The following is a 10107-nucleotide window of genomic DNA, read 5'->3' as shown; positions in this document are numbered from 1 at the left end:
GGAGCGGTCCGGTCAGGCGCCGACCCCGCGCACGCCCTTCGCCAGCTCCTCGGCCAGCGCGGGCACCCCGCCACCGGCCACCGCCGACACGAACGCCGACCCGACGATCACCCCGTCCGCGAACGCGGCGACCTGCGCGGCCTGCGCGCCGTCCCGCACGCCGAGGCCGACGCACACCGGCATGTCGGTGTGCTCCCTGACCCGCCCGACCAGCGCGGGCGCCGCCGACGACACGGCCGTCCGCGCGCCGGTCACGCCCATGACGGCGGTGGCGTACAGGAAGCCGCTGGAGGCCTTGGCGGTCAGGTCGATCCGCTCCTCGGTGGAGGAGGGCGCGACCAGGAAGATCCGGTCCAGCCCGTGCGCCTCGGAGGCCGCCATCCAGTCCTCGGCCTCGTCGGGCACCAGGTCCGGGGTGATCAGCCCGAGGCCACCGGCGGCGGCGAGGTCGCGGGAGAACGCGTCCACGCCGTAGTGCAGCACCGGGTTCCAGTAGGTCATCACCACGGCCTTGCCGCCGAGCGCGGCGACCGACTCGACCACGCCGAACAGGTCCCGCACCCGGAACCCGCCGTCGAGCGCCTGCTGCGCGGCGGCCTGGATGGTCGGGCCGTCCATCACCGGGTCGGAGTACGGCATCCCGACCTCGACCACGTCGCAGCCGGACTCGACCATGGCCCGCAGGACGTCCTTGGAGCCCTCGACCGTGGGGAACCCGGCGGGCAGGTAGCCGATGAGCGCCGAGCGCCCCTCGTCCCGGCACGTCGCGAAAACGCCGTCCAACGCGCTCACGACGCGTCCTCCTCCTTGACGCCGAGCCCGAACCACGAGACCGCCGTGTCCATGTCCTTGTCACCGCGACCGGACAGGCTGACCACGATCAGGCCGTCCGGCCCCAGCTCCCGCCCCAGGTCCAGCGCGCCCGCGAGGGCGTGCGCGGACTCGACGGCGGGGATGATGCCCTCGGTGCGCGACAGCAGCGCGAACGCGTCCATCGCCTGCGCGTCGGTGATCGGCCGGTACTCGGCGCGGCCGGTGTCCTTCAGGTGCGCGTGCTCGGGCCCGACGCCGGGGTAGTCAAGGCCGGCCGAGATGGAGTGCGCCTCGGCGATCTGCCCGTCCTCGGTCTGGAGCACGTACGACATGGCCCCGTGCAGCGAGCCCGCGGTCCCCTTGGTGAGGGTGGCGCCGTGCCGGGTGGTCTCGACGCCGTCGCCGCCGGGCTCCAGGCCGACCAGGCGCACCGACGGGTCGTCGATGAAGCCGTGGAAGATGCCGATCGCGTTGGAGCCGCCGCCGACGCAGGCCGCGACCGCGTCGGGCAGCCGCCCGGCCTGGTCGAGCACCTGCTGCCGGGCCTCGATGCCGATCACCCGGTGGAAGTCGCGGACCATCATCGGGAACGGGTGCGCGCCCGCCGCCGTGCCCATCAGGTAGTGGGTGTGGTCGACGCTGGCGACCCAGTCGCGCAGGCCCTCGTTGATCGCGTCCTTGAGGGTGCGCGAGCCGGTGCCGACCGGGATGACCTCGGCGCCGAGGAGCCGCATCCGGGCGACGTTGAGCGCCTGGCGCTCGGTGTCGACCTCGCCCATGTAGATCACGCAGTCCAGGCCCATGAGCGCGCACGCCGTGGCGGTGGCGACGCCGTGCTGGCCCGCGCCCGTCTCGGCGATGACGCGCTTCTTGCCCATGCGCTTGGTGAGCAGCACCTGGCCCAGCACGTTGTTGATCTTGTGCGAGCCGGTGTGGTTGAGGTCCTCGCGCTTGAGGAACACCCGCGCGCCGCCCGCGTGCTCGGCGAACCGCTTGGCCTCGGTCAGCAGCGACGGGCGGCCCGCGTACTCCTTGAGCAACCGGGCGAACTCGCCCAGGAACTCCGGGTCCACCCGCGCCTTCTCGTACTCCGCGGCCAACTCGTCCTGAGCCGCGATCAGCGCCTCCGGCATGAACCGGCCGCCCCACCGCCCGAAGTGACCCCGCTCGTCGGGGTCGTGGGGGGTGTGGGCGAACTGGTCGCGCGTCATGCGCTCTCTCCCATCAACGACTGGGCCGGGGGCACGCCGGGTGCGATCCAGCGGTCACCAGCTTGTTCACCGCGACCTTGGGGTCGCCGCTCGTCACCAGGCTCTCGCCGACGAGCACCGCGTCCGCGCCCGCGCCCGCGTAGGCCATCAGGTCGCCCGGCCCGGTGACCCCGGACTCGGCGATCTTGATCGTCTCGAAGGGCAGGCCCGGCGCGATCCGGCCGAACACCTCCTTGTCGACCTCCAGGGTGTGCAGGTTGCGGGCGTTCACGCCGATGACGCTCGCCCCCGCCTCCAGCGCCCGGTCGGCCTCCTCGGCCGTGTGCACCTCGACCAGCGCCGTCATCCCGAGGGACTCGACCCGGTCGAGCAGCGACACCAGCGCGTTCTGCTCCAGCGCCGCCACGATCAGCAGCACCAGGTCGGCGCCGTGCAGGCGCGCCTCGTGCACCTGGTACGGGCTGACGATGAAGTCCTTGCGCAGCAGCGGCACCCGCACCGCCGCGCGCACCGCGTCGAAGTCCGCCAGCGACCCGCCGAAGCGGCGCTGCTCGGTCAGCACGCTGATCACCCGCGCGCCGCCCGCCTCGTAGGCGGCGGCCAGCTCGGCGGGCTCGGGGATGTCCGCGAGCGCGCCCTTGGACGGGCTCTTCCGCTTCACCTCGGCGATGACCCCGACGCCGGGGTTGCGCAGCACCGCCATCACGTCCTGCGGGGGCGCGGCTTTCGCCGCGCGCTCCCTGAGCACCTCGAAGGGCAGCGCCGCCTCGCGCGCGGCGAGGTCCTCCCGAACGCCTTCGATGATCGACTCGAGAACGGTCATGCGCACACCCCGTTCACCTCGGCCGGCCGTCCCAGTTCGGTCGTGAACTCCCGCACGTCATGCTCCCCTTCCCGCCGCAAGGATGCTAACCCCGGACGTCGGCGGCACCGGCCACCGGGTCTGCGCGTTCGCGCTGCTGGGCAGGGTCGCGCGGACCTCACGTGCGCAAACCCCGGATGAGGGGTTTGCCCGGTTCGGGCGCGCGGTTCCCCCGTGGAAGATCAGTCCCGCTCAGTGGGATCGTCGCCGCGCTCCAGGGCGTTCCACAGCTCGCGCTCCGGATCGGCGGACGGCTTGCGCGCGGCGGGCGTCTCGTAGCGATCACCCATCCGGGGCATCCTGCCGCCCTTGACCAGCAGCAGGACGCCCGCGCCGACCACGGTCAGCGCGCCGAGCAGGCCGACCACCGGGCCGGACGCGGGCAGGTCGCCGACGCCGACCACGACGGCCAGCAGGCCGACCACCGCGAGCACCGCCCCGAGCGCGCGCCGCACGACGCCGCCGAGGGCCAGCACCGCCGCGACACCCGCCCCGGCGAGCAGGGCGAGCGGGACCGGCCACTGCGGCTCGGCGCCGCCCCAGTCGAGCGCCGAGGAGCCCCAGAGGACGAGCGCGGCGAGCAGGAGCAGGCCGAGGACGAGCCGCTGCTCGCGCCGTCCGGGACGTGGCGGGGGCGAGGAGGCGGTGTCGGCGGCGGGGACGTCGGCCTGATCGGCGACCGGGTCAGCGGCCGAAGCAACTGGCCGGGCACCCGACAGGTCGGCGACCTGGTCAGCAGCGGAGGCAGCTGGCCGGGCGTCGGCCGGGTCGGTAGCCGGGGCAGTGGCCGAATCGGCGACCGAGGCGGTCGGCCGGGCGTCGGCCGGGTCGGCGGCCGAGGCAGTGGCCGAATCGGCGACCGAAGCGACGAGCCGGGCGTCGGCCGGGTCGGCAGTCGGGTCGGAGGTCGGAAGGATCGCCGAATCGGGGCTCGGGCACACGGTCGGGATGCCTGCGGGGGTCACCCGCTCCCCCGCCGCGTCCGCGCCCGCCGCACCGTCCCGCCCGGCGCCGTCCCGCCCGGCGCCGTCCCGCGCTGTGTCGCCGCCCTCAGACACGGGTCGGTTCCACGGCGGGGGCCATGGTCTGCGCCGTCGCGATCGCGGCCAGGACCGCGCCCGCCTTGTTCAGGCACTCGTTGTCCTCAGCCACCGGGTCCGAGTCGGCCACGATGCCGCCGCCCGCCTGCACGTACGCGACCCCGTCGCGGATCAGCGCGGTGCGGATCGCGATCGCGGTGTCCGCGTCGCCCGCGAAGTCCAGGTAGCCCACGACGCCGCCGTACAGGCCGCGCCTGGTCGGCTCCAGCTCCTCGATCAGCTCCATCGCGCGCGGCTTCGGCGCGCCGGACAGGGTGCCCGCCGGGAAGCACGCGGCGACCGCGTCGAACGCCGTGCGGCCCTCGGCCAGCTCGCCGCTGACCGTGGACACGATGTGCATGACGTGGCTGTACCGCTCGACCTTGAAGAAGTCCACGACGGTGACCGAGCCCGGCTTGCACACCCGGCCAAGGTCGTTGCGGCCCAGGTCGACGAGCATCAGGTGCTCGGCGCGCTCCTTGTCGTCGGAGAGCAGGTCCTTCTCCAGGAACGCGTCCTCCTCCGGGTCCGCGCCGCGCCACCGGGTGCCCGCGATCGGGTGCGTGGTGGCCTTGCCGTCCCGGACCGTGACCAGCGACTCGGGGCTGCACCCGACGATGTCGAACTCGTCCAGCCGCAGCAGGTACATGTACGGGCTGGGGTTGGAGGTGCGCAGCACCCGGTAGACGTCCAGCGGGTCGGCGGTGGTCGCCATCTCGAACCGCTGCGACAGCACCACCTGGAAGGCCTCGCCCTCCCGGATCGCCGCCTTCGCCCTCTCCACCACGGCCTGGTGCTCGGCGGAGGAGCGCCTGCGGGTGAACTCCGGCTTGGGCCGGGAGAACACGGCGGTCGTGGCGGGCGCCGGGTTGTGCAGGTCCTCGGTCATCACGTCGAGCCTGCGCACCGCGTCGTCGTAGGCCGCGTCGACCCGCTCCGGGGTGTCGTCCCAGTTGATCGCGTTGGCGATCAGCGTGACGGTGCCCTCGTGGTGGTCGAGCGCGGCGAGGTCGGTGGCGAGCAGCATGACCAGCTCGGGGACCTTCAGGTCGTCCTCGGCGAGCGAGGGCAGCCGCTCCAGGCGGCGCACCGCGTCGTAGCCGATGTAGCCGACCATGCCGCCGGTCAGCGGGGGCAGGCCGGGCAGCGGGTCGGTGCGCAGCACCTCGATGGTCTCGCGCAGCGCGGCCAGCGGGTCGCCGCCCTCGGGCAGGCCGACCGGGTGCTGGCCGGTCCAGTACGCCTCGCCGCCGGTCGCGGTGAGCGCGCCCGCGCACCGGGCGCCGACGAACGACCAGCGCGACCAGGAGCGGCCGTTCTCCGCCGACTCGAACAGGAACGTGCCCGGCCGGTCGGCGGCCAGCTTCCGGTAGAGGCCGACGGGGGTCTCCGCGTCCGCGAGGAGCCTGCGCACGACAGGGACGACCCTGCGCTGCGCGGCGAGTTCGCGGAACTCCTCGCGGGTGGGACTGACCTCGCCGAGCCCGACGCCCGCACCGATGACGCTCACCATGCCGCCATTGTCCCCGGTCCGGCTCGCGGGCCGGGCAGCCGGGGTGCGACCATTTCACCCGACGTTGAAACACGTCCGGGCCCCGGTGGGCCGGGCGGAGCGGTGAGGCGGTCGCGCGGTGGTTGCGGTGGACGGCGGTGAGCCGAAGCGCCGGGGGCGGCGCGCGGGTGGCGAGGACACCAGGGGCGCGCTGCTCCAGGCGGCGCGCGAGGTGTTCGTCGAGCGCGGTTACGAGGGCGCGACGGTGCGGGCCATCGCGGCGCGCGCGGGCGTGGACGCCGCGATGGTCAACCACTGGTTCGGCGGCAAGCAGGCGCTGTTCGCCAAGGCCGTGCTGCAGCTGCCCGTCGACCCGGTGGAGATCGTCCGCCGGATCGCCCAGGGCCCGCCCGAGCTGCTGGGCGAGCGCATGGTGCGCACGTTCCTCGGGGTGTGGGACGCCACCGGCGGCGGCGCGTTCTCCGCGCTGGTGCGCAGCGTCGCCGGGCACGAGCAGGTCACCGGCGCACTGCACGACCTGTTCATCAAGACCGTGCTGGGCCAGGTGATGCGGGGGTTCGACGTGGACCGGCCCGAGCTGCGCGCCACGCTGTGCGCCTCGCAGATGGTCGGGCTGGGCATGGCGCGGTACGTGCTGGAGTTCGAGCCGCTGGCGTCGGCCGACCCCGAGGAGCTGGTCTCGGCGGTCGGGCCGACGCTCCAGCGCTACCTGTCCGGCGACATCGGCTCCGGCGACATCAGCGAGGTCGCGTCGAAGCAGGTGTGATCGCCGGTGTGGCAGGCAGCGCCGGTCTGGTCCACGGTCAGCAGCACGGTGTCCCCGTCGCAGTCCAGCCGCACGTCGTGCACGCGCTGGGTGTGCCCGGAGGTCTCGCCCTTGACCCACAGCCTGCCCCGGCTGCGCGAGAAGTAGGTGGCGGTGCCGGTGGTGAGGGTCAGGTGCAGCGCCTCGTCGTCCATCCAGGCGACCATCAGCACCTCACCGGTGCCGCGCTGCTGGGCGACGGCGCACACCAGCCCGTCCGCGTTGCGCTTGAGCTTGGCGGCGATGGCGGGGTCGAGCATCAGCTGGCTCCGGAGAAGTGGTCGCGCGCGGGGCGCGTGTTGAGCAGGACGGCGACGAACACGTGCGCGGCGGCGATCACCGCGCTGGCCAGGCGCACCCAGACCGGGGTGGGGCCGAGCACGACGAGCAGGTGGACCAGCCCGAACAGCAGGAACACGGCCATGCCGCCGATCCTGGCCGGGCGGACCCCCTTCCACAGGCCCGCGACGACGCCCAGCTCGATGACGGCCACCGCGACGGGCAGCACGAGCGAGGCGCTGGCGGGGTCGACCAGCAGCTGGAGGGCGGCGACCAGGACGAACGCGACGGCGCTGCCGCCGCCGAGCATGATCGCGAGGCGGACCTCGGTGGTGGTGGGCATCAGCGGACCTCCACCCCGGCGTCGCGCAGCGAGCCCTTGACCTGGGCGATGCTCAGCTCGCGGAAGTGGAAGACGCTGGCGGCGAGCACCGCGTCCGCGCCCTCGGCGACGGCGGGCGGGAAGTGCCCCGGCTCCCCCGCTCCCCCGCTGGCGATCAGCGGCACGTCCACGACGGCGCGCACCCGGCGGATCAGCTCCAGGTCGAACCCGGCCTTGGTGCCGTCGGCGTCCATGGAGTTGAGCAGGATCTCGCCGACGCCCAGCTCCTGGCCGCGCTCGGCCCACTCGACGGCGTCGACGCCGGTGCCCCGGCGACCGCCGTGCGTGGTGACCTCGAAGCCGCTGGCGGTGGGGGCCTCGCCCTCGGGGACGCGGCGGGCGTCGACCGACAGCACGACGCACTGGGCGCCGAAGCGGCGGGACAGCTCGCCGAGCAGCTCGGGGCGGGCGATGGCGGCGGTGTTCACGCTGACCTTGTCCGCGCCGGAGCGCAGCAGCCTGTCGACGTCCTCGGGGGCGCGCACGCCGCCGCCGACGGTGAGCGGGATGAAGACCTGCTCGGCGGTGCGGCGGACCACGTCGTAGGTGGTCTCGCGGTCGCCGGAGGAGGCGGTGACGTCCAGGAACGTCAGCTCGTCGGCGCCCTCGGCGTCGTAGAGCTTGGCGAGTTCGACGGGGTCGCCCGCGTCGACGAGGTTGGTGAAGTTGACGCCCTTGACCACCCTGCCCCGGTCCACATCGAGGCAGGGGATGACGCGCACCGCTACTGACATGCGGTCGAGCCTACGGGGCCGGGCGGGCGGGTCCGGCGGGCGGCACGCGGGGCGCGCGCCCGCCGGGGTCAGCGGCTCGCGAAGCGGCGCAGGCCGTCGGCGATGCCGCCGGTGGTCAGCCGCCCGGTGACGACGGCGTGCACGAACTCCTCGGCGGCGTCCACGTCCAGGTCCTCGGCCAGCGGGTGGCCGTTGACGCCGAGGAACACCCAGGCGGCGTTCCAGCACAGCCGCTTGTTGCCGTCGACCAGGGGGTGGTTGCGGCCCAGCGACTCCATCAGCGCGGCGGCCTTGGCCCAGGTGTCCGGGTAGGCGTGCTCGCCGAGCACGGTCGTGGCGGGGCGGGCGGCGGCGGACTCCAGCAGCTCGACCGAGCGGACCGGGGGCCGCGCGCCGACCAGCGCCTCGGCGATCTCCAGCAGCTCGTCGGGGGTCAGGGCCTCGGGGGCGCCGGTCATCTCGCCAGCCTCCGGTTCAGCTCGGCGCTGATCCGCAGCACGCGCTCCAGTTCCTGCCGCTTGCGCTCGTCCACGTGGCCCATCTTGCCTGCGGACCCCCGTGATCCCCGTACGGTTTTCCCATGGACCTAGCCGAGGGCAAGTACCTCCTCCTGACCACCTTCCGCAAGAACGGCAACGGGGTCCCCACACCGGTCTGGTTCGCGGGCGAGGGGGACACCGCGTTCGTGTGGACCGTCGCCGAGTCCGGGAAGGTCAAGCGCATCCGGCGGAGCGGGGACGTGCTGGTGGGGCCGTGCGACGTGCGCGGCAAGCCGCTGGGCGAGTCCGTCCCGGCCAGGGCGGAGCTGGTGGACACCGCCGAGACGGACCGCGTCCGGGACCGGATCATCCGCAAGTACGGCGTCATCGGACGGTTGACGATCCTGGGGAGCAAGCTCCGCCGGGGCAAGAAGGGCACGGTAGGCATCAAGATCACGCTGTCAACCTGAGGTTGACGACGCGCCATGCGTCAACCTAGGGTTGACGCATGGCGCTCGTGCAGCTCACCGACCTCATCGTCGACGTCGCGACCAGGCACGTCTCCCCGCTGGAGCGGCTCACGGCCGCCGTCGACCTCAGCTCCCGGCTGGACGAGCTGGGTGATCACCTGATCGGGCACTTCGTGGACGAGGCCCGGCGCTCCGGGGCGTCGTGGACCGAGATCGGCGAGAGCATCGGGGTGTCCAAGCAGGCCGCGCAGAAGCGGTTCGTGCCCAAGGAATCACCCGATCTGGGCAAGCCCTCGTTCGACCGGTACACCGACCGGGCGCGCCGGGTGGTCGCGCTGGCCAAGCACCACGCCAGGCACAGCGAGCGGATCGGCACCGAGCACCTGCTGATGGGGCTGCTCGACGAGCACGGCGGCCTCGGGGCCAAGACCGTGGCGCGGCTGGAGGCGTCCGAGGGGACGACCCGGCTGGCGCTGCTGGTGGAGCTGGAGAAGGAGCCGCGCAAGCGGCCGGACCCGCAGCCGTTCTCCGCGAACTCACGGAAGGCGCTGGAGCTGGCGGTGCGGGAGGCGCTCCGGCTGGCTCACACGTTCGTGGGGACCGAGCACCTGCTGCTGGGCCTGCTGGCCGAGGGCGACGGCGCCGCGGCGCGCGTCCTCGACTCGACCGGGGTCGAGCGGGACGCGGCCGAGCGGCACGTCGTCGCCGAGATCACCGCCGCGATCAGCCGCGGACCGCGCTCAGCGCCTCGGGCAGGGTGAACGCGCCCGCGTAGAGGGCCTTGCCGACGATCGCGCCCTCCACGCCGTCGCGGGACAGCTCGGACAGCGCGACGAGGTCGGCGACCGAGGAGACCCCGCCGGAGGCGATGACCGGGGCGTCGGTGCGGGCGCAGACCTCGCGCAGCAGGTCGGTGTTCGGGCCGGTCAGGGTGCCGTCCTTGGAGACGTCGGTGACCACGTAGCGGGTGCAGCCGTCGCGGTCCAGGCGCTCCAGGACCTCCCAGAGGTCGCCGCCGTCGATCGTCCAGCCCCTGGTGGCCACGCGGTGGCCGTGCTCGGTGATCCGCACGTCCAGGCCGATGGCCACCTGCTCGCCGTGGGACGCCAGGACCTTGGCGCACCACTCCGGGTTCTCCAGGGCGGCGGTGCCGAGGTTGACCCGCGCGCACCCGGTGGCCAGCGCGGCGGCGAGCGAGTCGTCGTCGCGGATGCCGCCGGACAGCTCGACCTTCACGTCCAGCTCGCCGACGACCTCGGTGATCAGCTCGCGGTTGGCGCCCCGGCCGAAGGCGGCGTCCAGGTCGACCAGGTGGATCCACTCGGCGCCGTCGCGCTGCCAGGCGAGCGCGGCGTCCAGCGGGGTGCCGTAGGCGGTCTCGGTACCGGCCTCGCCCTGGACCAGGCGGACGGCCTGGCCGTCGACGACGTCTACGGCGGGGAGCAGCGTGAAGGTCACGCCGTTCAGCCTAGTGGGCGGT

13 protein-coding genes are annotated in these 10107 nt (G+C 73.9%); 3 read left to right on the top strand and 10 right to left on the bottom strand.

What is annotated here, in order from left to right:
• Positions 1-12: 12 nt before the first annotated feature.
• From trpA to LV78_RS10845, 5 genes are all read right to left on the bottom strand, one after another.
• Positions 13-792, bottom strand: a complete 780-nt coding sequence (gene trpA, locus LV78_RS10865; protein ID WP_253844722.1) for a tryptophan synthase subunit alpha — start codon at positions 790-792, stop codon at positions 13-15.
• Positions 789-2024, bottom strand: a complete 1236-nt coding sequence (gene trpB / locus LV78_RS10860) for a tryptophan synthase subunit beta (RefSeq protein ID WP_253844720.1) — start codon at positions 2022-2024, stop codon at positions 789-791. The genes trpA and trpB overlap by 4 nt, the downstream gene beginning before the upstream one ends.
• Before the next feature lie 13 nt (positions 2025-2037).
• Complete coding sequence (gene trpC / locus LV78_RS10855; protein WP_253844718.1) at positions 2038-2847, bottom strand: indole-3-glycerol phosphate synthase TrpC; 810 nt, start codon at positions 2845-2847, stop codon at positions 2038-2040.
• Positions 2848-3068: 221 nt separating this feature from the next.
• On the bottom strand, positions 3069-3944 hold the full coding sequence (locus LV78_RS41540) for a Trp biosynthesis-associated membrane protein (protein WP_253844717.1): 876 nt from the start codon (positions 3942-3944) through the stop codon (positions 3069-3071).
• Positions 3937-5478 (bottom strand): anthranilate synthase component I, encoded by a 1542-nt coding sequence (locus LV78_RS10845; protein ID WP_253844715.1) that lies wholly within the window; start codon positions 5476-5478, stop codon positions 3937-3939. The genes LV78_RS41540 and LV78_RS10845 overlap by 8 nt, the downstream gene beginning before the upstream one ends.
• A 118-nt stretch (positions 5479-5596) precedes the next feature.
• Between LV78_RS10845 and LV78_RS10840 the strand changes: the two genes are divergently transcribed.
• A complete protein-coding gene (locus LV78_RS10840; RefSeq protein WP_253844713.1) occupies positions 5597-6244 on the top strand; it encodes a TetR/AcrR family transcriptional regulator in 648 nt (215 codons plus the stop codon).
• Here the strand turns inward: LV78_RS10840 and hisI are convergent.
• The 4 genes from hisI to LV78_RS10820 all read right to left on the bottom strand — a co-directional run bounded on the left by hisI (position 6184) and on the right by LV78_RS10820 (position 8136).
• Positions 6184-6543, bottom strand: a complete 360-nt coding sequence (hisI, locus tag LV78_RS10835; RefSeq protein WP_253844711.1) for a phosphoribosyl-AMP cyclohydrolase — start codon at positions 6541-6543, stop codon at positions 6184-6186. The two genes, LV78_RS10840 and hisI, sit on opposite strands and share 61 nt — an antisense overlap.
• On the bottom strand, positions 6543-6905 hold the full coding sequence (locus tag LV78_RS10830; RefSeq protein ID WP_253844710.1) for a hypothetical protein: 363 nt from the start codon (positions 6903-6905) through the stop codon (positions 6543-6545). The genes hisI and LV78_RS10830 overlap by 1 nt, the downstream gene beginning before the upstream one ends.
• Complete coding sequence (gene hisF / locus LV78_RS10825; protein ID WP_253844709.1) at positions 6905-7678, bottom strand: imidazole glycerol phosphate synthase subunit HisF; 774 nt, start codon at positions 7676-7678, stop codon at positions 6905-6907. Before hisF ends, LV78_RS10830 begins: the two co-directional genes overlap by 1 nt.
• Before the next feature lie 68 nt (positions 7679-7746).
• Positions 7747-8136 carry a type II toxin-antitoxin system death-on-curing family toxin gene (locus LV78_RS10820; RefSeq protein WP_253844708.1) on the bottom strand — a complete coding sequence of 130 codons (390 nt, stop codon included), beginning with the start codon at positions 8134-8136 and terminating at the stop codon, positions 7747-7749.
• A 122-nt stretch (positions 8137-8258) separates the two neighbouring features.
• On the opposite strand from LV78_RS10820, the gene LV78_RS10815 reads away from it, so the two are divergent.
• Positions 8259-8627: a PPOX class F420-dependent oxidoreductase gene (locus tag LV78_RS10815; RefSeq protein WP_253844707.1), complete on the top strand. Its 369-nt coding sequence runs from the start codon at positions 8259-8261 to the stop codon at positions 8625-8627.
• A gap of 38 nt (positions 8628-8665) precedes the next feature.
• Positions 8666-9388 (top strand): Clp protease N-terminal domain-containing protein, encoded by a 723-nt coding sequence (locus LV78_RS10810; protein ID WP_253844706.1) that lies wholly within the window; start codon positions 8666-8668, stop codon positions 9386-9388.
• Here LV78_RS10810 and priA read toward each other — a convergent pair.
• The gene (gene priA, locus LV78_RS10805; RefSeq protein WP_253844705.1) at positions 9351-10085 is read right to left on the bottom strand and encodes a bifunctional 1-(5-phosphoribosyl)-5-((5-phosphoribosylamino)methylideneamino)imidazole-4-carboxamide isomerase/phosphoribosylanthranilate isomerase PriA; all 735 of its coding nucleotides are present in this window, start codon (positions 10083-10085) and stop codon (positions 9351-9353) included. The two genes, LV78_RS10810 and priA, sit on opposite strands and share 38 nt — an antisense overlap.
• Positions 10086-10107: the final 22 nt, after the last annotated feature.

Source organism: Actinosynnema pretiosum (assembly GCF_024171695.1).
GTDB classification, from domain to species: domain Bacteria; phylum Actinomycetota; class Actinomycetes; order Mycobacteriales; family Pseudonocardiaceae; genus Actinosynnema; species Actinosynnema pretiosum.
Note: the sequence above shows the minus strand (reverse complement) of the source record. Positions and strands in the feature narration are given on the sequence as shown.